General features: G+C 60.1%; 27 protein-coding genes and 1 other RNA gene. 13 read left to right on the top strand and 15 right to left on the bottom strand.

Translation table 11 applies throughout. The features are described from left to right. The first annotated feature begins 6 nt into the window (after positions 1 to 6). The gene (locus tag BN77_RS04400; protein ID WP_007528874.1) at positions 7 to 528 is read left to right on the top strand and encodes a GNAT family N-acetyltransferase; all 522 of its coding nucleotides are present in this window, start codon (positions 7 to 9) and stop codon (positions 526 to 528) included. Positions 529 to 536: 8 nt separating this feature from the next. On the opposite strand, the gene BN77_RS04405 is transcribed toward BN77_RS04400, so the two are convergent. Next, positions 537 to 1004 (bottom strand): group III truncated hemoglobin, encoded by a 468-nt coding sequence (locus BN77_RS04405; protein WP_040677562.1) that lies wholly within the window; start codon positions 1002 to 1004, stop codon positions 537 to 539. A 545-nt stretch (positions 1005 to 1549) separates the two neighbouring features. Beyond that, positions 1550 to 2263, bottom strand: coding sequence for an LssY C-terminal domain-containing protein (locus tag BN77_RS04415; protein ID WP_040676729.1), 714 nt, complete (start codon positions 2261 to 2263; stop codon positions 1550 to 1552). A 179-nt stretch (positions 2264 to 2442) separates the two neighbouring features. Between BN77_RS04415 and recF the strand changes: the two genes are divergently transcribed. The 3 genes from recF to BN77_RS04430 are packed head-to-tail and all read left to right on the top strand — an operon-like array spanning position 2443 to position 4861. Then, the gene (gene recF / locus BN77_RS04420; RefSeq protein WP_007528882.1) at positions 2443 to 3570 is read left to right on the top strand and encodes a DNA replication/repair protein RecF; all 1128 of its coding nucleotides are present in this window, start codon (positions 2443 to 2445) and stop codon (positions 3568 to 3570) included. Next, on the top strand, positions 3567 to 4391 hold the full coding sequence (locus tag BN77_RS04425) for a molybdopterin-synthase adenylyltransferase MoeB (protein ID WP_007528884.1): 825 nt from the start codon (positions 3567 to 3569) through the stop codon (positions 4389 to 4391). The genes recF and BN77_RS04425 overlap by 4 nt, the downstream gene beginning before the upstream one ends. Further along, positions 4388 to 4861 (top strand): GNAT family N-acetyltransferase, encoded by a 474-nt coding sequence (locus BN77_RS04430; protein ID WP_007528887.1) that lies wholly within the window; start codon positions 4388 to 4390, stop codon positions 4859 to 4861. Before BN77_RS04425 ends, BN77_RS04430 begins: the two co-directional genes overlap by 4 nt. A gap of 94 nt (positions 4862 to 4955) precedes the next feature. Here BN77_RS04430 and BN77_RS04435 read toward each other — a convergent pair whose 3' ends face one another. After that, positions 4956 to 5957 (bottom strand): 2-hydroxyacid dehydrogenase, encoded by a 1002-nt coding sequence (locus tag BN77_RS04435; RefSeq protein ID WP_007528889.1) that lies wholly within the window; start codon positions 5955 to 5957, stop codon positions 4956 to 4958. A 177-nt stretch (positions 5958 to 6134) separates the two neighbouring features. Here BN77_RS04435 and BN77_RS04440 point away from each other — a divergent pair, with 177 nt between their 5' ends. Next, positions 6135 to 6674 (top strand): SH3 domain-containing protein, encoded by a 540-nt coding sequence (locus BN77_RS04440; protein WP_007528891.1) that lies wholly within the window; start codon positions 6135 to 6137, stop codon positions 6672 to 6674. Here the strand turns inward: BN77_RS04440 and BN77_RS04445 are convergent. From BN77_RS04445 to BN77_RS04460, 3 genes are all read right to left on the bottom strand, one after another. Next, complete coding sequence (locus tag BN77_RS04445) at positions 6667 to 7659, bottom strand: adenosine kinase (RefSeq protein WP_007528893.1); 993 nt, start codon at positions 7657 to 7659, stop codon at positions 6667 to 6669. The genes BN77_RS04440 and BN77_RS04445 overlap by 8 nt on opposite strands. 734 nt (positions 7660 to 8393) lie before the next feature. Continuing rightward, positions 8394 to 8930: a hypothetical protein gene (locus BN77_RS04455; protein WP_007528895.1), complete on the bottom strand. Its 537-nt coding sequence runs from the start codon at positions 8928 to 8930 to the stop codon at positions 8394 to 8396. Between the two features lie 51 nt (positions 8931 to 8981). After that, positions 8982 to 9191: a cold-shock protein gene (locus tag BN77_RS04460; RefSeq protein ID WP_007528897.1), complete on the bottom strand. Its 210-nt coding sequence runs from the start codon at positions 9189 to 9191 to the stop codon at positions 8982 to 8984. Between the two features lie 744 nt (positions 9192 to 9935). On the opposite strand from BN77_RS04460, the gene BN77_RS04465 reads away from it, so the two are divergent. Then, on the top strand, positions 9936 to 10883 hold the full coding sequence (locus tag BN77_RS04465; protein ID WP_007528902.1) for an AEC family transporter: 948 nt from the start codon (positions 9936 to 9938) through the stop codon (positions 10881 to 10883). Between the two features lie 65 nt (positions 10884 to 10948). On the opposite strand, the gene BN77_RS04470 is transcribed toward BN77_RS04465, so the two are convergent. Then, a complete protein-coding gene (locus tag BN77_RS04470) occupies positions 10949 to 11524 on the bottom strand; it encodes a c-type cytochrome (protein WP_007528904.1) in 576 nt (191 codons plus the stop codon). A gap of 154 nt (positions 11525 to 11678) precedes the next feature. Here BN77_RS04470 and BN77_RS04475 point away from each other — a divergent pair, with 154 nt between their 5' ends. Together BN77_RS04475 and BN77_RS04480 are read left to right on the top strand one after the other, a co-directional pair. Then, positions 11679 to 12434, top strand: a complete 756-nt coding sequence (locus tag BN77_RS04475) for a 3-deoxy-manno-octulosonate cytidylyltransferase (RefSeq protein WP_007528906.1) — start codon at positions 11679 to 11681, stop codon at positions 12432 to 12434. A gap of 10 nt (positions 12435 to 12444) precedes the next feature. Continuing rightward, a complete protein-coding gene (locus BN77_RS04480) occupies positions 12445 to 13305 on the top strand; it encodes a prephenate dehydratase (protein ID WP_007528909.1) in 861 nt (286 codons plus the stop codon). Positions 13306 to 13355: 50 nt separating this feature from the next. On the opposite strand, the gene BN77_RS04485 is transcribed toward BN77_RS04480, so the two are convergent. The 5 genes from BN77_RS04485 to BN77_RS04505 all read right to left on the bottom strand — a co-directional run bounded on the left by BN77_RS04485 (position 13356) and on the right by BN77_RS04505 (position 16202). Beyond that, entirely contained in the window at positions 13356 to 13724 is a 369-nt protein-coding gene (locus BN77_RS04485) for a VOC family protein (RefSeq protein WP_007528911.1), read from the bottom strand. Between the two features lie 102 nt (positions 13725 to 13826). After that, on the bottom strand, positions 13827 to 14054 hold the full coding sequence (locus BN77_RS04490; protein ID WP_007528914.1) for a hypothetical protein: 228 nt from the start codon (positions 14052 to 14054) through the stop codon (positions 13827 to 13829). Between the two features lie 69 nt (positions 14055 to 14123). Continuing rightward, positions 14124 to 14807: a helix-turn-helix transcriptional regulator gene (locus BN77_RS04495; RefSeq protein WP_007528916.1), complete on the bottom strand. Its 684-nt coding sequence runs from the start codon at positions 14805 to 14807 to the stop codon at positions 14124 to 14126. Positions 14808 to 14832: 25 nt separating this feature from the next. Then, complete coding sequence (gene nudC / locus BN77_RS04500; RefSeq protein ID WP_007528918.1) at positions 14833 to 15795, bottom strand: NAD(+) diphosphatase; 963 nt, start codon at positions 15793 to 15795, stop codon at positions 14833 to 14835. Then, entirely contained in the window at positions 15792 to 16202 is a 411-nt protein-coding gene (locus BN77_RS04505) for an HIT domain-containing protein (protein ID WP_007528921.1), read from the bottom strand. The genes nudC and BN77_RS04505 overlap by 4 nt, the downstream gene beginning before the upstream one ends. Before the next feature lie 88 nt (positions 16203 to 16290). Between BN77_RS04505 and ffs the strand changes: the two genes are divergently transcribed. From ffs to BN77_RS04520, 4 genes are all read left to right on the top strand, one after another. Beyond that, an RNA gene (gene ffs, locus BN77_RS31905) (signal recognition particle sRNA small type) lies at positions 16291 to 16387 on the top strand. Positions 16388 to 16433: 46 nt separating this feature from the next. Beyond that, positions 16434 to 18302, top strand: coding sequence for a DNA polymerase III subunit gamma/tau (locus BN77_RS04510; protein ID WP_007528923.1), 1869 nt, complete (start codon positions 16434 to 16436; stop codon positions 18300 to 18302). 22 nt (positions 18303 to 18324) lie between these two features. Further along, entirely contained in the window at positions 18325 to 18648 is a 324-nt protein-coding gene (locus BN77_RS04515) for a YbaB/EbfC family nucleoid-associated protein (protein ID WP_007528925.1), read from the top strand. A gap of 82 nt (positions 18649 to 18730) precedes the next feature. Next, complete coding sequence (locus tag BN77_RS04520; RefSeq protein WP_007528927.1) at positions 18731 to 19342, top strand: LysE family translocator; 612 nt, start codon at positions 18731 to 18733, stop codon at positions 19340 to 19342. A gap of 1 nt (position 19343) precedes the next feature. Here the strand turns inward: BN77_RS04520 and BN77_RS04525 are convergent, their stop codons facing one another. Both BN77_RS04525 and BN77_RS04530 read right to left on the bottom strand, forming a co-directional pair. Further along, the gene (locus BN77_RS04525) at positions 19344 to 19871 is read right to left on the bottom strand and encodes a DUF992 domain-containing protein (RefSeq protein WP_007528930.1); all 528 of its coding nucleotides are present in this window, start codon (positions 19869 to 19871) and stop codon (positions 19344 to 19346) included. Between the two features lie 84 nt (positions 19872 to 19955). Further along, a complete protein-coding gene (locus tag BN77_RS04530; protein WP_007528932.1) occupies positions 19956 to 20438 on the bottom strand; it encodes an Lrp/AsnC family transcriptional regulator in 483 nt (160 codons plus the stop codon). A gap of 109 nt (positions 20439 to 20547) precedes the next feature. Between BN77_RS04530 and BN77_RS04535 the strand changes: the two genes are divergently transcribed. Further along, the gene (locus BN77_RS04535; RefSeq protein ID WP_007528934.1) at positions 20548 to 21084 is read left to right on the top strand and encodes an RBBP9/YdeN family alpha/beta hydrolase; all 537 of its coding nucleotides are present in this window, start codon (positions 20548 to 20550) and stop codon (positions 21082 to 21084) included. Here BN77_RS04535 and BN77_RS04540 read toward each other — a convergent pair. Further along, on the bottom strand, positions 21081 to 21704 hold the full coding sequence (locus tag BN77_RS04540) for an MOSC domain-containing protein (RefSeq protein ID WP_007528936.1): 624 nt from the start codon (positions 21702 to 21704) through the stop codon (positions 21081 to 21083). The genes BN77_RS04535 and BN77_RS04540 overlap by 4 nt on opposite strands. Between the last annotated feature and the right edge of the window lie 54 nt (positions 21705 to 21758).

Genomic DNA, 21758 nt, shown 5'->3' on the forward strand with positions numbered 1-21758 from the left:
AAAACGATGACAGCAACGATCCGCCTTCTCGACGCGGCAAAGGCCCGCGCGGCGATCCCCGATCTCTGCGAGGTACTGGCCGATTGCGTTAACGGCGGCGCCTCCGTCGGCTTCATGCAACCCTACAGCAACGCAGATGCCGAGCCCTATTGGCAGGGCGTTGCAGATGCCGTTGCCTCAGGCGCGACGCTGCTCTTCGTGGCCGAGATCGACGGTCGACCCGTCGGCACGGTGCAGGTTAGTGCGGCGCAGATGCCGAATCAACCGCATCGGGGCGATCTTAAGAAGCTGCTGGTGCATCGCTCCGCGCGCGGCAAAGGGCTGGCGCGTCTCCTGATGGATACCGCGGAACGCGAAGCCGCCGCGCACGGCAAGACGCTTCTGGTGCTCGACACGGCAACTGGAAGCGAAGCCGAGGCGATCTATCCACGGCTTGGCTGGCAGCGGGTTGGCGTGATCCCTGACTATGCGCTGTGGCCGGAAGGCGGCCTCTGCGCCACCACGTTTTTCTACAAGCGTGTTGCCTAGCTTATAGCTTAGGCTAGCTTGCGCCCCGGGTCGTCGAGCGCGGGATTGTAGAATAGCGATAGCGTCAAGCTCCTGGCGATCCGCTCGGCGGTCACCACGAACCAGGCTTTGGCTTCCGGGTTCGGGGCGATATCGGTGAGTGTCGCGGAAAACAGCGCCAGCCACTGCGGGAAGAGGTCGGGCGACATGTTCGCGACACCGGAATGTGCCTGCACCGGCTTGCCGCCATAGGCGCCGCTGCGGAAAGCGACCGATGACCAGAAGCTCTTCATCTTCTGCATATGCTCGGGCCAGCGGCCGGAGAGCCTGGCATCGAACACCGGCCCAAGCGTCGGATGCTGGAGCACGCGGCCATAAAACGTCTCAACCAACCGATCGATGAACGCTTCATCGACGCCCATCGCCTTCATTTCTGCTTCGGCGCGCTCACGAATGGCGGCTACATGTGCCGCACGGCCCTGTATTTTCGTGTCCATCATGAACTCCGGCATGTCGCCACCCGCGACCGCTGTCATATAGGCGATTGGCACCGTGAGATGAAGGCTCTGCGAGGCAAGGCAGCATTGCGCGTTAATAGGAGCTTCTGTTTTTTGACAGCGGCCATCTTCTCGCGATAGATCTCACCCTCTCGCGCCTTCCGCTGCCACGGTCGGGCCTCTGCAGCGGAATGTCGGCGCGGGTCGAGGATGGCGGTCACGAGGCTCCGTTCGGAAGCTGCGGAGTACCGTGCCCCTTGGCCGCCGATGATGCCCGCTGGGCTCTTGGCGGCGCTCTGCACTGGCGTCACACAGCCGATCCAGATGCAGTTCAACCCCGCATGAGCGCGAGGGGTATCTGGAAGTATTCGGCAAGGCCATATGAGGAGAAAAACACAGCATCGATGCCGAGTAACGCAGAAGTTGATCACTGCGGCTGCTATTATGTTTCGGATTGCGCTGCCTTTGCCGCGATATCGGGGAAACCGGGTCTGTGCTGCGGCAAATCCTCAGCGGTGCACCTCGTGGTTCAGTCCGTATCGAGGTTAGGGCTTGGTGGAGGCACGCAGCACGCCGATCAGTGCTTTCCCATCGGTGAAGTAGGGGTCACCGCCCCCGTTGCGACCGGTCTTGGTGGCGCCAATTCCCGCGATCTCATAAGTCGACGACAATTGACCAGCTGTCTGGAGATCGCCAATGGTCAGATCCCGCTCGGCATCGACATCGGGTGAAATGTGATGGGTGATTTGGCCGGTGTCATGGCTGAAGCCGACGCCGCGGTCAAAGCTCGCCGAGCCGAGCCAGAGTGGGCGCCCATCTTCACCGGCGCTCTTCGTTTCCCAGAAACGGACATGGTGGCGCTCGTCGGCGCTCTTACCCACGGCCTTTTCAAACGCCAGATCCTGTTGGCGGCCCTCGAACAGCAATGGGCTCACGGGAGCGTCGAGGTCCGGCCGATCAAGCACGACGCTTAAGCCGATTTCGGCCGATGTCCGCAGCGTGATCTTGTCGGCCGGATCCCATCCAGCCGATGCGAATGCCCGGACCACGTCCTCCCTCGAACCGACAAGTCCAACATTGATGGGGTCGCCCGGGATGTCCTGTTTGGTGGTGGTCACCATTGGACCAAATTCCGCGAGACGGCCGGCGTCGCGATGGATCCATATCTCAGGCATGAAGAAATACGCGACGATCAGATACGCACCCAGCAGGACCGCCACACCGCCGACCACCATCCGCGTTTTCGTCAAAGGTCTCATCGAAGTGCCCCCGAACTCAATGTTATCATACGATCCTCCAATGACGCGGCCAACATGAACCTTCTATCGCGTTGATCGCTGGCGTCCTCATTCCGCCATCGGCATCCCGACTGGACCCGCGCCCTTGCCATTCGCCCTCGTTGCGCTTAGCTCTCGGGCACCACGAATCCGGATTTCGAATGCCGCACAAGGTTTCTCTGTCCCGCCTTAAGCTGACCGACTTTCGCAACTATGCGTCTGTCTCGCTGGTGCTCGACGGTCGGCATGCGGTGCTGACGGGCGACAACGGCGCTGGCAAGACCAATCTGATGGAAGCGGTCTCCTTCTTGTCGCCGGGCCGCGGTCTGCGTCGTGCGACCTATGGCGATGTCACCCGCGTCGGCGCGACTGCAGGCTTCGCGATCTTCGCGAAGCTCGACGGCATGGAAGGCGAGGTGGAGATCGGCACCGGTGCTGATACCACCACCGATGACAGTGCGTCCCGGCGCCTGCGCATCAACGGCACGCCCGCAAAGTCGGCGGATGAACTGACTGATCATTTGCGCCTTCTATGGCTGACGCCCTCGATGGATGGGTTGTTCACCGGTGGCTCGTCCGAACGCCGCCGTTTCCTTGATCGGCTCGTGCTGTCGCTTGATCCGGCCCATGGCCGACGTGCCAGCGATTTCGAACGCGCCATGCGCAGCCGCAACAAGCTGCTCGACGAGCCCCGTTTCGATCCCGCTTGGCTTTCCGGCATTGAACAGCAGATGGCTAGCCTTGGCATTGCCATGGCGATGGCGCGCCAGGAGATGCTCGGCCTTCTTGCTCGCCTCATCGACGAGACGCACGAAACCTCGCCCTTTCCGGCCGCAGCGCTCGAGCTTGCCGGCTTCATGGATGGTCAATTCTCACGCCCCGCCGTTGATCTTGAGGATGACTATGCGGCCATGCTTGCGGAGAGCCGCTACCGCGACGCTGCCGCCGGTCGCACGCTCCACGGCCCCCATCGCGCCGATCTGCTTGTCCGCCATCGGCAAAAACAGATGGATGCAGCGCGTTGTTCGACAGGCGAGCAGAAGGCGCTGCTGGTGGGGTTGATCCTCGCCCACGCACGGCTGGTCGCCAACCTTACCGGCCATGCCCCTATCCTGCTACTCGACGAAATAGCCGCACATCTCGACGAAGGCAGGCGGGCTGCACTCTTCGATCTCATTGACGCGCTCGGCGGCCAAGCCTTCATGACAGGCACGGATCGCACCATGTTCTCCGCCCTCGGCGAGCGCGCGCAATTCTTCACCGTTGCCGATGGAAAGGTTTTCGAATGACCGATGCCGCTTCCCCCTCAGCCAGAGGCCGTGTTAGCATCACGCCCATGGAACCCCTCAGCCCGGAAGAAATCGCGCGATACCAGCGTCATATCCTGCTTCCAGAGATCGGTGGCGCGGGCCAGCAGAAGCTTAAAGCTGCTCGCGTGCTGGTCATCGGTGCCGGCGGACTGGGAACCCCGGTCCTGCAGTATCTGGCGGCCGCCGGTGTCGGCACGATCGGCATTGCCGATGATGACCGGGTTTCGCTCTCCAACCTGCAGCGGCAGGTGATCCACGACTCCGGCACGATCGGCGAACTGAAGACGGAAAGCGCCGCCTTCGCGATCGCCCGCTTGAACCCGCACGTTAACGTGATCCGCTTTGAAGAGCGCTTCTCAGCGGATTCGGCGCGCCGTCATCTCTCCGGCTTCGATCTGCTGATCGATGGCTCAGACAATTTTGATACGCGCTATACGGCAGCCGACGCTGCCGAGGCTGCGCAAATACCGTTGGTGACGGGCGCGGTCGGCCGTTTCGATGGCTCCGTCACCGTGCTCAAGCCCTACGAATCGGCAGAGGACGGGACGCCAAACCCGACCTATCGTGATCTCTTCCCCGAGAAGCCGCCGGCGGGACTGATCCCGGCCTGCGCTGAGACCGGCATCATTGGTGCGCTGACGGGCGTGATCGGCACGCTGATGGCCATGGAAGCGATCAAACTTATCACCGATACTGGCGAGCCCCTGATTGGCCGGCTGCTGCTCTACGACGCGCTTGCCGCCCGCTTCGATACGATCCGCTACAAGCGCCGCCGCCAGAGACAGAGCAAGGCGTCATGAAAATCGTCCCCATCGACGAGGGCTTTCAGCGCTGGGACGAGCTCTTGACGCTGATCCTGTCGGCATTCGCCTACATGAATGACCGGATTGATCCGCCATCCTCGGCCTTGCAGTTCACGCCGACAACGCTCGCAGCCAAGGCACATTCCGAAATCGCTTACGCGGCGATGGAGGGCGACATGCTGTGCGGCTGTGTCTTCCTGCGACCGGAAGAAGGCTGCCTTTACATCGGCAAGCTGGCGATTGCCCCAGACGCACAGGGCCGGGGCATCGGTCGCAAGCTGCTGACCGTCGCCGAGCAGGTGGCACGGGACCGCGCACTCGCGTCGCTACGGCTCGAAACGCGCATCGAGCTTGTCGAGAATCATGACGTCTTCACGTGCTGGGGATTTGAGAAGACTGCCGAAAACGCGCATCCCGGCTTCACCAGGACAACGTCGATTGAAATGCGTAAACCGGTCTCGGCCTAAGGCAATTCGAAAAGTGCGGCGCGGTTTTCCGTCCGGAATTTCATAAAACGATAAAATCGCGCTGTTCAGTGATACCGGGAAACGCCGAACGACTCTATCGGCCCGGCAGCACGCGATTTGGCGGGCGATGTCCGTCGATGAAGGTGCGGATGTTGATGATCACCTTGTCGCCCATATCGATACGGCCCTCAATTGTTGCCGAGCTCATATGCGGCAGCAGCACCACCTTACCCTCGTTGGCGAGCTTGATGAGCTTCGGATTGACTGCAGGCTCGTTTTCGAAGACGTCGAGGCCGGCGCCTGCCAGCTTGCCCTCGCGCAGACTTTTGATCAACGCAGTCTCGTCGATCACATCACCACGGGCAGTGTTGACCAGATAGGCGGTCGGCTGCAGCAAAGCTAGGCGGCGGGCCGACAGCAGGTGGAATGTTGCCGGCGTCGAAGGGCAGTTGACTGAAACGATGTCGACACGGGCAAGCATCTGGTCAAGGCTTTCCCAGTAGGTTGCTTCCAGCTCGTCTTCGGTCGCCGGGTTGACGCGCTTGCGGTTGTGGTAATGGATCGAAAGGCCAAAAGCCTTCGCGCGGCGGGCAACGGCGGTGCCGATCCGTCCCATTCCGACGATCCCGATACGCTTACCGTGGATGCGCCGCCCGAGCATCCAGGTCGGCGACCAGCCGGGCCATTCGCCCGGGTGGTCGGTCAGCACCCGCGCACCTTCGCCCAAGCGGCGCGGCACGGCGAGGATGAGCGCCATGGTCATGTCGGCCGTATCTTCTGTCAGTACGTTCGGCGTGTTCGTGACCGTAATCCCCTTGCGGGCTGCGGCCTCGACATCGATATGGTCTGTACCGTTGGAGAAGCTGGCGATCAGCTTCAGCTGTGGTCCGGCCTCCTCGATCAGGGCGGCGTCGATCCGATCGGTGACGGTCGGAACCAGCACGTCCGCGCTTTTGATCGCGGCGATCAGCTCTGTCTTGGAGCGCGGTGTGTCATCAATATTGAGTTCCGCGTCGAAGAGTTCACGCATCCGCGTCTCGACTGCGTCGGGCAGCTTCCGCGTGATGTAAACCGTCGGTTTTTTCTTCGTCGTCATGTGCGCCGGCGCTAACTTGTAAAGAGGTCCTTAACCAAGACGCGGGATAATTTTCCCGTTCGGGCAAGTTCTACCAGACCCGCGTGCGAAGACAAACAAAACTCGTCAAGCGTGCGTGGGAATGTCGAATTCCGGAATCAGGCAGCAGTCCTGCCCCTCTGAGCAAACGGAAGTCCCATGCATAGCAAAGTCCTGAAATCTTGCCTCGCCGTTGCGATCGGTTTCGCGCTTTCTGCGGGCACGGCTGAAATGGCCTCCGCGCAGGCGGCAAAGGGACCGAGCGGTCTGCCGCTGCCACGCTTCGTCACGCTCAAATCTAAGCGGGTCAACCTGCGCATCGGCCCTGGCACCGACTATGCGGCCTCATGGATGTATCTGAAGGCCGGCCTACCGGTCGAAATTATCCAAGAATACGATAACTGGCGCCAGATTCGCGATGCCGATGGCACCGAGGGTTGGGTCAACCAATCGCTGCTGTCAGGCTCGCGTGCGGCGATCGCAGCCCCGTGGATGAAGGGCAAGGGCAAGTCCGTCTACGTCAACATGCGCCGAGACGCCCTGCCGTCCGCAAGCGTCGTTGCCAAGCTGGAACCCGGCGTCATGATGAACATCGGCGAGTGCAATGGCGACTGGTGCTTCGCCAAGGCGGACGGCGCCGAAGGTTGGGTGGCGCAGTCGGAAATCTGGGGCGCTTATCCAGGCGAAGCCTTTAAGTAAGATTTGCCTGCTTGCCGGCTTCGGCAAGGGACGTCATCGGCCTTGGGCCGATCTGCTGGATCACGATGCCGGCCGCAAGGCAGCCAAGCTTACCGCAGTCTTCCAGCGTCCGGCCCTGGGTGTAGCCGTAGAGGAAGCCGGCGGCGAAGAGATCGCCAGCGCCCGTGGTATCGACTAGTTCCTTGATCTTGATCGCATCCACGTAGAAGCGCTCGTTTCCTTTCAGGATCACGGCGCCGTTCTCGCTCATTGTCACGGCTGCGATCTTGCTGTCCCTAGCGATGCTGTTTAGCGCTTCTTCGAAGTTGTCCGTTTGATAGAGCGCCAGTGCTTCCTGCCGGTTGGCAAAAACGATATCGACGGTCCCGGAGCGCATCAGGTCGAGGAATTCGCCGCGGTAGCGATCAACGCAGAAGCTGTCGGAAAGCGTCATCGACATTTCGCGGCCGTTCTCGTGAGCGATACGAGCGCACTCGCGGATCGCTTCCTTGGCGCGCGGCGGATCCCAGAGGTAGCCCTCGAAGTAGGTGACCTTGGACTGGGCGACCACGTCGGCCTCGACGTCTTCGGGTCCGAGCTCGACACAGGCGCCGAGGTAGGTGTTCATCGAGCGTTCGCCGTCGTCGGTAACGAAGATCATCGAGCGCGCGGTGGGGGGAAATGTCCCCTTCGGCTGCGTCTGATAATGAACGCCCTGCGCACGGATATCGTGGGCGAAGATCTCGCCGAGCTGGTCTTCCGCGACTTTGCCGAAATAGGCAGCCTTGCCGCCGAAGCTCGCGACACCTGCCGCCGTGTTGCCGGCGCTGCCGCCGGAAGCTTCCACCGCTGGTCCCATGCGCGCATAGAGAAGTTCGGCGCGCTCGGCATCGATGAGGTTCATCGCCGCCTTTGTGATCTCGTTGTCAATGAGGAACTGGTCGTTGCATCGCGCGATGATATCGACGATGGCGTTGCCGACAGTCAGAACATCGAATTTGGTCATGAAAGGGAAGGTCCCGGTTTAGGTGATAGCCGGTGACCGGTCTTAGCGAATTTTCGCCGCATGGGAAGCGGAAATGCCGTTCATGCGTTCAATCGATCATAAAATGCGGCGGTGGCGAATGCACTGCCCCGAGCAGCTCTGCGACGTTCAATGAAGCCGTGCCTTAAGCAACGGCTACATAAATGAGGTCTGGGACCACAAGCCACTCGTCCTTTCGCAGTGCGGACACATCGAGCCTGCCGCGGCGATCGCGGCGAGCAACTCCCGCGAAGCGATAGCGACTGCCTCTGATGTCGATAACTCGAGCAGGGATGGGTCTGCCATCGATATGGCCGATGATGGGTCCATCGGACCTCGAGCCATTCAGGAAAAAATACTCATGAGGGAGGCTCCTGCTCACCATCCTGGTTGCCTTTCGTTTGGTTGTGCGCACGGCGTAAAATCCGCGGACGCGATTCTCACGTCGGCGCTGGCCTTCTCAAAAGGAACGGCGCTTTTTGATGGCGACCTGAGAAAAGCCGACCTGTATTCTTGATCTCCGTGACCAATCGCTTCAGTAGGCGACGCCTGTAGGGCCCTGCTGGTTGGTAAATGTGAAGATTCCGCCGACCGGAGGCCAACGACCACGTCTCGTCGTAAGGATTGTGGATAAGGCCATTGTCATTCCACTCGCAGCGGCGCCTGGAATTAAAGCCTCATACGAAATAAAGGCTACACATCCTGCCGTGCGCGGTTTAGTGCTCGATTTGCTGTTCTGCCACGGCGCTTGCGATAATCTGATCGGAGCCCTTGGCATAGAGCGGGAGCGTCAGGGTAATTGCTTCGTTGCGCCCGTTGATGCTGGCCGTATATCGCTTGTAGACGCGATCCTGCCCTTGCTCTTCACCTGCCGAGACGGCGTTCACTTTCTCGACCAATGCTTTCTCGAAGGCGGTCGCATCGATGTCGCCCAATGCCACCGTGCAACCTTCCACGGTTTTGCCTCCGACGTCCGCTCGCGAGACCACCAGGGCCTGAAAACCTTCGCTTTCACCGCCGCTGACGATCCACCCTTCAAGCGCTTCCGGGTTTTCCATCGGTGTGAAGGTCAGCGCCAGATCCTGTGCCATCGAAGGCCATTCGTCTGCTTTCGCGCGCTCCGACGTACGTTCGAAATCAGGACCGGAGGACACGCAGCTGTCGTAGAAGAACGCAAGCTTCGAGCTCGCGTCGTCCGCAAATGACGGTCCTGTCGCCACAAGCATGAAGAAGGCAGCCAAGCTACGCTTCATATTGTCTCCGCGCGTCAAAGTCAGTGCGGCCCTTCGGCCGCACTGATCATTTCAAAGCTGCCGGATATTGTCGGCAGAAGTTCTGCCGGTCCGACGGTCCTGCGCCACTTCGAACGCTATGCCCATCCCCTCTTTTACGGTGTCGATCCCGCCACGTTGGGCGGCGGTGATGTGGAGGAAGACATCGGTGCTTCCGTCATCCGGCGTGATAAATCCAAAGCCCTTGTCCTGGTTGAACCACTTGACTTTACCTGTTGGCAAAATTTACCCCCATGTTGGTCTCCCAGCCCAGATGCGACATCGCACGATTTTGTCGGCCGGCACAAGAGCCGTTGATAACAGGAGATTGCGGCGGGCTCACAGCGCTTCATAGAAATGCCGCCCTGGCGTCATCCCCATGTCATTTTCAGTCCCTATAAGGATGCTCATTGAGATTGGCATGAGCGGCTTGCGGGCTGCAGCCAATGGAGAAGGGGATGATACCCGTCGACGATACCGGAGCGGCGCTGACCACGGATGAACTGGCAGCATCGCGAACCGGCTATCCGGCTAGACCGGATGCGGAAAAGCGGGCGAGCCCGCTTTTTTTGTGCGCCCAGCCTAGGCGCATTCTTGTGGGTGGAAGTCCCACCGTAAGCTGGTCACAGCGAGCGAAGTGAAGCGCAACCGCGGAGGGGCGACCGACCGCGGGGAGGAGGAAGCGTGGATCAAACCAAGCGGGGCCGACGGACAAGAGCCGGATATATGAGGAGGTGCCGACCAGGGTGAGCGGCAATGGATCGCGAACCACTTGTGGCCAAGCGGCGGTGGCGAAAATCCAGCACTCGTGCAGGGAAGGAGTGCTTTTTTACCTGGGGAGATCTCGTCCACCACCTGGAGCGGTTTCCCGTGGCAGGGGATCAATCAAATAAGATCGCCCCCAATGCCGATTTATGCCAGGCGTGTTTGTCATCTCGTCCGATTTGCTGCTACGCATAATGATCTCTCGCAAGGCAGCCGCATTGAATGACAGCCATCATCTTCGACGTCCTTCCCATTTTCATCATGATCCTGATCGGTTGGCTGACCGTTAAACTCCGTTTGATGAGGGCGGAGATCGGGGATGCGCTGAGCGAGTTCGTATTCAAGATCGCCGTACCGTTGTTGCTGTTCCGCACGATCGCAGAAGCGGATTTTCACGGTGCCTCGCCGTTCCGTCTCTGGATTGCCTACTTTTCCGGCGTTGCAGTGACATGGGTCGCCGCCCATATCTCCGCGACGCGCCTCTTCGGGCGCGATGACCGTATCGGGGTGCTGGCCGGCGTGTCGTCAGCCTTCGCCAACACAATCTTCATCGGATTACCGCTCGTCCAGCGCACGGTGGGTGACAAGGGACTCGTGCCGCTCTCCATTCTGATCGCGATCCATCTTCCAGTAATGATGATCATCGGGACCATTATGATGGAGCGCGCCGAACACAAGATCGCGGGTAAGAAGGAGCGCAGCATCTCTAAAGTGGTACGCCAGATTTCCCATAATCTCCTCAAGAACCCTCTGGTGATCGGCTTGGCCGGGGGAGCTGCCATGCATCTTCTCGGTCTCACCATGCCCGCGCCAGTCGAAGCCATCGTTAAGCAGATTGCCGGCGTGGCCGGGCCGGTTGCGCTGATCTCGCTCGGCATGGCGCTCGAAAAATATGGGATATCGGGCAACGCGGGCATCGCCAGCGTCACCTCCGCCTTCAAGCTGCTGCTGTTGCCGGCCTGCGTCTGGACGGCAAGCCGCATGGTGGGCCTGGCCGGTGACTGGACGGCCGCTCTCGTGCTGATCTCGTCCGTTCCAACGGGCGTCAATGCCTGGCTGATCGCCAATCGCTTCGGTGTCGGCCATAGTCTGGCGGCCTCGACAATCACGCTGACCACCGCGCTCGGCGCCATCTCGGTCACGTTCTGGGCTTTTCTGCTCGGCGCATAGGACAAAAGAAAAGCCCAGCATTGGCCGGGCTTCAATTTCAATTGTCCGCAAGAGCAGCGTAGCGCTTACTGCGTCGCGCTATCCGGCGCGTTCGGATCCGGAAGCGGAACCGGCGAATCGGCCAGGGTGTGAAGGTAGAGTATGACGTTGGCACGATCGGTGTCCTTCGGGAGACCCGCAAACCCCATCGCCGTGCCGGCAACATACTTCTTCGGCGCTGTCAGGAAGTGGTTGAGATGGTCGAAGGTCCACTTCTCGCTGCCGCCCTTGGAAAAGTCCTTCATAGCAGACGAATAAGCAAAGCCCTCGTGCGTGGCGATAGGACGATCGACGACACCATAGAGGTTCGGGCCGACTTTGTTCGGCCCCCCCTTGGTCGCGTCATGACAGGCCTGACACTTCTTGAAGATAGCTTCGCCGGCCTTGGCGTCTGCCTTTGCGAGCAGCTGCGCGATCGGAACGGCTGCAGCAGGTGCGGCCTCGCCGCCACCAGAGGCTGCCGCCTCTTCGGCTACAATCGCAAAACCTTCCTTTTCCGGCTTCTCCGAATGAAAGATCCCCTCCGACGCGATGGAGACGGACATCAGAACGAAAACCGTCCCGAGCAGTGCCCCCACCGCCGTATTCACGTATGAATTCATCTGCAATGCTCCCCTTGCAGCCGGCAGACATAAAACCGGACCATCTTGAAATCGCGCGGAACCTATGTCTTTTGGCTATTCGTTGCAACAGTCTAAATGGTCTGTTGCGTGAGACTTTTTGACACCTTTCCGCCCGGATTAGAAGGCCCGAACAATGACCAGTCCAAATTTAGATGACGTGCTCGTGTTGATCCCGGCCCGCATGGCATCGACCCGTCTTCCGGGCAAGCCGCTTGCCGATATTTGCGGGCTGCCGATGGTTGTTCAGGTGGCCTTGCGTGCCAAGGAGGCTGCGATTGGCAGAGTTATCGTCGCGGTCGATGACCAGCAGGTCTACGATGTCGTTGCCGAGGCGGGCTTCGAAGTCATTATGACAAGCAAGGATCATCAATCCGGTTCGGATCGTATCTACGAAGCCCTGGCGAAAGTGGACCCGGAGGGGCGCGCCAAGTTCATCGTCAACGTGCAGGGTGACTTGCCAACGATCGAGCCGGAAACCGTTCGTGCCGCGCTGCGCCCGCTGGAAGATCCGAGTGTCGATATCGCGACGCTGACGATCGAGATCGAGGACGAGGCCGACAAGACTGCGCCTCATATTGTCAAGGTCGTCGGTTCGCCGCTATCGGACAGCCGCCTGAAAGCCCTCTATTTTACGCGCGCCACGGCACCTTACGGCAACGGCCCGCTCTACCATCATATCGGCCTTTATGCTTACCGCCGCACGGCCTTAGAGCGTTTTGTCACGCTCGGGCCATCCGTGCTGGAGAAGCGCGAAGCGCTCGAACAGCTGCGCGCGCTCGAGGCTGGCATGCGCATAGATGTCGAGATCGTTGACACGATTCCGCTTGGTGTCGATACTCCCGCCGACCTTGAAAAGGCGCGGCGCATTCTTTCCGCTAGAACGAAGTGACGGATTTCCCATGAATATCAAGACCAACAGGATCGCCTTCCAGGGCGAGTTCGGCGCGAATTCCGACATGGCGTGCCGCGACATGTTTCCGACAATGGAACCGCTGCCATGCCAGACATTCGAGGATGCCTTCGTGGCGGTCGAGAATGGCGATGCCGATATCGGCATGATCCCAATCGAAAACACGATCGCCGGTCGCGTCGCAGACATTCATCACCTGTTGCCGGAGTCCCGTCTGCACATCATCGGCGAATATTTCATGCCGATCCGGTTTCAGCTGATGGTGCTTCCTGGTGTCACCAAGGATGAAATCCGCACCGTTCACAGCCACATCCATGCGCTCGGCCAGTGCCGGAAGATCGTTCGTTCGCACGGCTGGAAGCCAGTGATCGCCGGCGACACAGCCGGTGCCGCAAAGCTCGTAAAGGAGACCGGAGATCGCTCCATGGCCGCACTTGCCCCGCGGCTTGCTGCCGATCTCTACGGTCTTGAGATCGTTGCAGAGAACGTCGAAGACACCGAAGACAACGTCACCCGCTTCGTCGTTCTCGCTCGCGACGAGGAATGGGCGCATCGAAGCTCCGCTGAAGAGAAGGTCGTCACGACGTTTGTGTTCAACGTCCGAAACATCCCGGCCGCGCTCTATAAGGCGCTCGGCGGTTTTGCGACGAACACCATCAACATGACGAAACTGGAGAGCTACCAGCTCGGCGGCAAGTTTGTCGCAACGCAGTTCTATGCCGACATCGAGGGACACCCGAACGATCCAAACGTCCGACGTGCGCTTGAGGAATTGCGCTTCTTCTCCGAGAAGGTGCGTATTCTCGGTGTCTACAAGGGTCACCCGATGCGGGGTCAACTCCAGAAATAAGGGCGCCTGCACGCGCCCTTTCTGCTCAGTTTAGCGCTTTTTGCTTTAGTTTACTTGTCCGGCTCACACACACGCAGGCGGTGACCGTCCGGGTCGAGCACGACGAAGGTGGGACCGAAATCCATCTCCGTAAGATCCTGCGCTATGGGGAGCTGGCGTTTGCGCCAGTCATCGTAAAGCGTCGATACGGCGTTTTCCCCGGGAACCATAAAGGCGATCTCGGCCCGGCTGCCGGTGGCAGACGGCTGCGGCGTAACCTTGCTCAGCCGCCAGAGGCCGAGCGTGAAACCACCGTCGAGAGCGAAAGCAATAAAGTTCGGCGCTTCGGCCACCGGCTCGCGGCCGAGCAGTGACCGGTAGAAACCGGCGCTCTCGGCCGGGTCCTTGACGTAGAGAATGATGAGATTCGGGCTGTTCATTGGGTCGTCCTCGTTGTGACAGGTGTTAGGCGAAGAAACGCCGCTGCACCCATGGCAGCGGCGGCGGTAGGTCACGTGTCCTGGGAGTGGCGCAGTCGCGATCTATCCTTCGTGGCAGCTCCGGCCCCAATCCACGAAGCCGAGATCGCGCTTCATCGTCTCGGATAGGGCCTCCGGATCGAGGCGCGGATACTTGTGCCGCGCCATCTGCCGCGAAGCCTTCAGCATCATCCGAAGCAGCATGGATTGCGGATATCCTGCATGGTCGGAGGTCTCCTCGATCGGAGGATTCCCGCGCGTCGATCTGGTAAGGTTCAAGTTCATCATCATCGGTCCTCCTGTTGGATTGGTACCGATAATAGCGCTGACCACTGTCAGTTTATGGCAGTAGTGTCGCGTTCAATGCGCAACGTCCTGCTGATCCCGCCATTCCTTCAGAAGGACCGCGCGACGGCGCGGATAACGGCCGTCCTGCGGAATCATCTCGACGATTCGGTCGGTGCGAAAGTGACGGTAATCCTGACGCAATTCGCACCAGGCGACAACAACACGCACCTGTTCGAAATAGCTCAGCGCGAAAGGCCAGATATTGCGTACGGAGACGGTACCGCTCTCATCCGAGTAGGTCAGCTTGAGAATCCGTTCGTTGCGGATTGCCTTTCGAATGGCGCCGAGGTCTGCCTTGTCGGCGACGGGCGGCTTCAGGTGGACGAGCAGCGTCGATGTCTCGATTTCGTCACGCATCTCTTGTGGTAGTACATCCGCGATCTTGGCCAGCGCATCGGCCCCGGCAGCGGCAAGCCGCGAATCGGCGGCACGCGCCACCCAACGAGAGCCGAGGACGAGCGCCTCGATTTCATCCTGTGAGAACATCATTGGTGGCAGCATGAAGCCCGGCTTCAGTACATAACCGAGGCCCGGCTCTCCTTCGATCAGGGCGCCCTGCGCCTGCAGGCTTGAAATGTCCCGATAAAGTGTGCGGATGCTGACACCGGTTTCCGTCGCGAGTACGGCACCGCTGACCGGCCGGCGATAGCGTCGCAAGGTTTGCAGCAGCGTCAAAAGGCGTTCGGAGCGCGCCATGTCATGGGCCTCGTTCTGCCAAGCCTTATTGCCTTTTCCACTCCACCCAGTCGCGCATCAGCCGGTGGGCGATTGCTCCCTTTGGAGGCGGTGCCTTGCCGGTTGCGCTGGGGCGCTCGAGCATCTCAAGCGTTTCCTCGCGTGTGAACCAGCGGCAGTCTTCCAACTCCTGGCGGTCGAACTTGACCTCTTTGGACTTTGCTTCGGCATAGCAGCCGATCATCAGTGTATGCGGCATCGGCCAGGGTTGCGAGGCATGGTAGCGGATTCGTCCCGTATTGATTCCGGATTCTTCTAGTGTCTCGCGCCGCACGGCGTTCTCGATCGTCTCGCCCGGTTCCACGAAACCGGCGAGACAGGAATACATGCCAGGCGCAAAGTGTGGGCTCCGACCGAGGAGACAGAGATCGCGTTCCTCATCGATCGTCAGCATGATGACGACGGGATCGGTGCGCGGGAAGATTCCGTGCCCGCAGGCGGAGCAGACGCGTTTGTAGCCGCCAATATGAATTTCCATGGTCGAACCGCAGCGGCCACAGAATTTGTTGTCCCGGTTCCAACGGATGAGGCTTGCTCCCTGGGCGAACTCACCGAGCAGGACCTCGTCGATCAGCATTTCGCGGAACAGTGAACGGCCATCCGAGGGCTTGTAATGGCTGGCGAGTTCTTCTTCCGGAACACCCACCGGCACGGCGAGACGCGGTTCCCCGGTCTTGCGGTAGCCGAGCAGCACTGTTTCGTCCCAGTTTGGCTGTAGGTCCTTCAGTTCGTAGCGCGCAAACAGCGGATCGAGCACCTGCCCATCATGCTTCAAGACCAGCTTGTCGCCGGCAAAGGCGAAGATATGTGTTCCCTCCTTGGCAAGCGCCTTGTCGACGGACGTCTCGTCGCGATGTTCGGAATCGCGGATCAGGTCGTTAGCGGCGAATGCAGTCAGGCTGCTGGGTTCCGGATGCGGAACATCCGAATCGAAAAGCGAACGGCTCATGATGAAAGGGCTTCCCGCAACTTCTCTATTAGGTCATCTCTCTTATCCGCCGTATAAGGTTCGGCCTTGCCAAAACCCCACACGGGATTTGGCCAGTTGGCATCGCCTTCGAAGCGGGCAATGACATGAACATGAAGCTGACGGACGATGTTGCCAAGGGCCCCGATATTGATTTTTGTGGCGCCGGTGATCTTCTTCAGGGCTGAGGCGACCATCTCCGTCTCGAACGTCAGCAAGACCTGATCGAGGGGCGTCAGTTCGAAGATTTCGCTGACATCCGTCCTGCGCGGCACAAGAATCAGCCAGGGCCAGCGGGCGTCCTTCGACAGCCTGAGATCGCACAGCCCCGTCTGCATGACAGTGTCGCTATCGCTTTCCAACCGGCGGTCAAGCTTGAATTCGTCCAACAGGCATTCCTCCATGTTTTCCTGAGGCTAGCAGTTTTTTTTGAGCTTGGCTTGCTTTTGATGCCGATATTGCCGATATGTGCATCCGGGAGGTTGGTGGTGGACGAGCCACTCGCCAACCGGGTCAGGTCCGGAAGGAAGCAGCCCTAACGAGCCCGGCACGGGTCATCGTGCCAGCCTCCCACCTTTCTCTCCATTCTTGCTCGGGCAGTCCGGGTGATAAGCAGGGCGATGAGCGACACCGAGCGACAATCAAAAGATGCCGCCTCGACGGGCACCGGATACCGGGTGCTGGCACGCAAATACCGCCCCAAGGATTTCACGGATCTGATGGTCGGCCAGGAGCCGATGGTCCAGACACTGACCAACGCCTTCGAGACCGGCCGTATCGCGCAGGCCTACATGCTCACCGGCGTTCGCGGGGTCGGCAAGACGACGACGGCCCGAATCCTTGCTCGTGCGCTGAACTACAAGACAGCCGATATCGACAAGCCGACAATTGATTTGCGGATCCCCGGCGAGCATTGCCAGGCGATCATGGAAGGCCGGCATGTCGACGTCATCGAGATGGACGCCGCCTCCCACACGGGTATCGATGATATTAGAGAGATCATCGAGCAGGTGCGCTACCGCCCGGTGTCGGCGCGCTACAAGGTCTACATCATTGACGAAGTGCATATGCTCTCGACGCAGGCCTTCAACGGCCTGTTGAAGACGCTCGAAGAGCCGCCGGAGCATGTGAAGTTCATCTTTGCCACGACAGAAATTCGCAAGGTTCCGATTACTGTCTTGTCGCGCTGCCAGCGCTTCGACCTGCGCCGAATCAGCGCCTCTGATCTCGTGGGCCTCTTCACCACGATCGCGTCAAAGGAAGGCATCGAGGCCGAGCCCGACGCGCTCGCGATGATAGCCCGTGCGGCCGAAGGGTCGGCGCGCGATGGTCTTTCGCTGCTTGATCAGGCGATCGCCCATGGTAGCGGTGCCGTTTTGACCGAAGCCGTGCGCGGCATGCTCGGTCTTGCCGACCGCGCCCGCATCGTCGATCTCTTTCATCACATCGTCAAAGGCGATGTGGCAGCGGCGCTCGGCGAATTCGAAAGCCAGTACGAAGCCGGCGCCAATCCTGTTGCCGTGCTAACCGATCTTGCTGATTTCACGCACTTGGTCACGCGCCTGAAATATGTGCCGGATGCGGCGAGCGATCCTTCGCTGAGTGAAATCGAACGCACCAAGGCTGCCGAATTCGCCCAAGGCGTGGCGGTGACGACGCTGTCGCGCATCTGGCAGATGTTGCTGAAAGGTATTCCGGAGGCCGAAGGTTCTTCACGGCCAGCTGGTGCCGCCGAAATGGTGCTGATTCGGCTGGCGCATGCAGCGCATCTACCGGCGCCCGAAGATGCTGCCCGTCGTCTTGCGGAGTTTTCCGAGACGAACGCTGGCGGGCGTCCGTCTGCCCCTTCGAGCAATGGTGGCGGCGGCGCGACGGTGAATTATCAGGGCAATCTGGCGGCACGATCGACCGAGTCGATCCCGCGCCCGCAGCCCGCCGGCCCAACCGCCATGCTGCGCGCGGTTCCTAATCCGGATCCCCAGAACGTGCCGGTCGGCCGCGTCGAGGCGAGACCGACCGAGGCGCCAAAGCCATTGGTAGCGGTCAATTCCATTGCTGATATCGCCAATCTGGCCGGCGAAAAGCGCGATGCCAAGATCAAGGCACTGGTGCGTAACTTCGTCCGCCCTGTTCGCATCGAAGCGGGCCGCCTCGACGTCAATCTGACGGAAGGCGCCCCCGGCACACTGCTCAACGAACTGGCGGTCAAACTCAAGGAGTGGACTGGGATCCATTGGATCGTCAGCCTCAGCCGCGAGCAGGGCCAGCCGACGATCGTCGAGGCCGAAGCCAAGGCCAAGGCTCAGCAGGTGAGCGACGCGCGTCAGGATCCAGATGTAGCGGCGATCCTCGCACAGTTTCCAGGCGCCAAGATCATCGATGTTCGTGTGCGGGCGCCGGAGCCCGATGAGGAAGACGAGGTCAAGGCGCCCGCTGCTGCCGAATCCGACGAGGGCGACATCCTGCCGGGCGACGACATAATTTTCTGATTTATCGAGAAGGAGCGAGACGATGCGCGACATCATGGGCATGATGGGCAAAGTCAAGGAAATGCAGGCCAAGATGGAGAAGATGCAGGCGGAGATCGCCGAACTCCACGCAGAAGGCAAATCGGGTGGCGGTCTCGTTACCGTCATTCTCAACGGCAAGGGCGAGATGCAGAGCCTGAAGATCGACCCGTCACTTTTCAAGGAAGACGACGTCGAGATTCTCGAGGACCTGATCGTTGCCGCTCACAAGGATGCCAAGGACAAAGCTGAAGTCGCCGCTGCTGAAAAGACCAAGGCGCTGACCGCCGGCCTGCCTATTCCTCCCGGCTTCAAGATGCCGTTCTGATCGCCGGCAGATCACCGACAGATCAAGAGAGAGGTGTCGGCGGCGCCTGCATCGCTTCCGTGACGCAGTAGGAGGATTGCCGATGACGTTGACCAGTCTGTTTGTCTTTACTTGCGCATTGTTTGTGGCGGCGGGGTCCCCCGGGCCAAGCGTCGCCGCCCTCGTCGCCCGCGTGATTTCCAAGGGGGCGCGTGACGTTCTGCCGTTCCTAGCGGCCATGTGGCTCGGCGAAGCAATCTGGCTGACCTGCGCAGTTGCAGGCCTTGCGGCGATTGCCGAAACCTTCCACTACGCCTTCGTCGCTATCAAGTGGCTTGGCGTCTGCTATCTGTTCTATCTCGCCTGGAAGATGTGGTTCGCGTCGCCCGATCGTGAAGACGAGGCGCTGCCCGATGCGCGGTCGCCATTGAAGCTCTTTCTGGCTGGCATGACGGTAACGCTCGGCAACCCGAAGATCATGATGTTCTACATGGCGCTTCTGCCGTCGATCATCGACATCCACGCCGTGACCGTCCTCGGTTGGGCCGAACTTGTTGCGACGATGTTTCTGGTGCTGATCGTGATCGATATCAGCTGGGCGCTGGCAGCTGCCAAGGCAAGAAGCTTCTTGAAAAGCCGCCGCGCGGTGCGCATCGCCAATCGCGCCAGCGCCGGTACGATGGCAGGCGCTGCTGTCGCAATCGCTATGCGTTAGGTTACCTCTGCGAGATATGCCGCTTTGGGGCCAGTGGCGGGGGTGCCGGAGGTACCCAGGTCAGGATCATATTCGCAACGCCCGCAGCGATATTGAGACCGGACGTGCCCTCAGCGGAGACAGGTTGTAGAGCGATCGAGCCCTCGAAACCACCGATCAGAACATTGGCCCCAACACCGAGCCCGACCGTCGCATTGGCTGCGACGCCGGAGTAGCTGCCCTGCAAGGCGCCGTCGAGCCGGTTTGTCGGTGCGTAGACGAGCCAAATCAATCCGCCGCCGGCGAGAGTCCCGATATCAACGCCAAATTTGGTGATCGTACCGGTATAGCGTTCGCTCGGTCGATCAGGGGAGGACGGTGTAAATATGCAGTTGAGCGTCCGCTTGGAGCCGATGATGACACCGAATCCCGGAGAAATGTCACAGCCAAGCGAGCCGACCTTGACGCGGGCTGCCGCCGGCGTTGCTGATAGGAAGGTAGTGGCTGTTGCGGCAATGACTGCCGTCGCGATAAGTCTTGCGATGGACATGCGAGCCTCCTTCGATTTGCACCCCGTGCGTGAAAAACTAGGAGCGTTGTTGACATCAGCAAGTGGTAGGGGTCGAAATCCATCTCAGGGGTAGTTGCGGGTCAGTTTCATCAGTTCGCGACCGATCGGCTTTGCAGGCTCGCTGCGCAAGACGAGGGATGTCGTTACCGCACCATAGCGCGCTATGCTGTCGACGATGATCTCAAGCTCGGACGGTGAGGGAACCAGGACTTTTAAAATGAAACAGTCCTCTCCGGTCAGTCTTAGAACCTCGATAATTTGTGGCATTTCAGAGAATTGCTTGAGACAGGCACGAATATGTTCGTGGGTGGTGCGCAGCCGGATTACGGCCACCATCCCCAATCCGAGCGCCGCCGTGTTGATGCGGGCACCGTAACCCTCGATGATGCCTCGCTCCTCCAGACGTTTCAGCCGTTCGGATGAGGCCGGTTGCGACAGGCCGACCTTTCGCCCGAGTTCGGAGACGGAGATGCGTCCGTCCGCCTGCATGATCTCGATAATCAGCATGTCGGTTGGGTCAAGTTGCCGGCTCATGAAACCAGTCATTATTGTTCGCCTTCAATTCATCGGCTGGAGGACATTTTGTCCGATGATTTCCCATGTCAGTTGCCGACTATCTCATGCAGCTTACGAGTCTAGCAACAGGAAGGCGTCGATGCGTGATATTATTACCTTGCCCGGAATCGGCGGGTCTGGCGAACGACACTGGCAATCCCGATGGGAGGCGAGCGATTCTCGCATGCGTCGTTTTTCGCCCTCGAGTTGGGATGAGCCAGACCTTGAGGATTGGGTTGCAGCGCTGGACCGTGCCGTCGCACAGTCAAAGGCCGAACCGGTTCTCGTCGCCCATAGCCTCTCGTGCCTGCTGGTTGCACATTGGTCGTGGCGGGGTAGGTATCGCGCTAGCGGCGCGCTGCTGGTCGCTCCCCCGGATCCGTCTTCGCCGGCTTTCCCGCCCGAGGCTGCCGGCTTTGCCGATCCACCGGCAACCACGCTCCCGTTCGAATCCCTTGTTATAGCCAGCAACGACGACCCTTTCGGCTCTCTCAACTATGCGCGCACCTCGGCCAATGGTTGGGGCAGCGAATTCATGGAGATCGGCGCCCGCGGTCACATCAACGGGACGAGCGGGCTTGGCGATTGGCCGGAGGGAAGGGCCGCCCTGGCAGACCTTGAGGCACGCTTGCGCTAGGTGTGCGCCTGCGCTTCCAGAATCTTGCGAAGCTTGTTGTGGATCGGAGCCGAGAGATAGCGGTTACGATCCTGCGTCGTGAGTATCTTGCCGAATGTCGCGATCATCTCGGGCATCGTGACCTTTTCGCCGCCAAAGGGGAGATGGTCGATCGGCATTCCCGCTTCGATCGCTCCATTTTTCAGAACGCGGCAATAGATGCCCGGACGGCCCGCTTTGGTATAACGCTTGGCAAAGCGCGGGTCGCCCATCCGGGCGGCAAAGGTCGCGCAAGGGATACGCGCGCTGGTGACCTCGAGAACAAGATTGCCGGCGATGAATCGATCGCCAACCGAAACGGCGCGGTTATCGAGACCGTCGATCACCATGTTCTCACCGAACGTGCCTGGCTCGACGGTTCGTCCAAGTTCCATCGACCACCAGTCGAGCGTCAGCGACCCCTCGAGATAGACCGCCTGGTCGATGCCGCCATGGTGCTTTCGGTTGCAGATTGTATCGCCGACCAGCCCCTCCGCATCGACAAGCACATTGCCGCCGATCGGATGCTTGTAGATCCCCGTCTTGTAGCTCTTGCCGGGCAGGCGCTCGGCACTGCCGATGCATATGGCGAGGATTTTCATCGCTCCACACTCCCAACCTGTTTCCGTTTTGCCACCATATGGTCTAATAACCGC

The organism is Rhizobium mesoamericanum STM3625 (genome assembly GCF_000312665.1).
Lineage (GTDB): Bacteria > Pseudomonadota > Alphaproteobacteria > Rhizobiales > Rhizobiaceae > Rhizobium > Rhizobium mesoamericanum.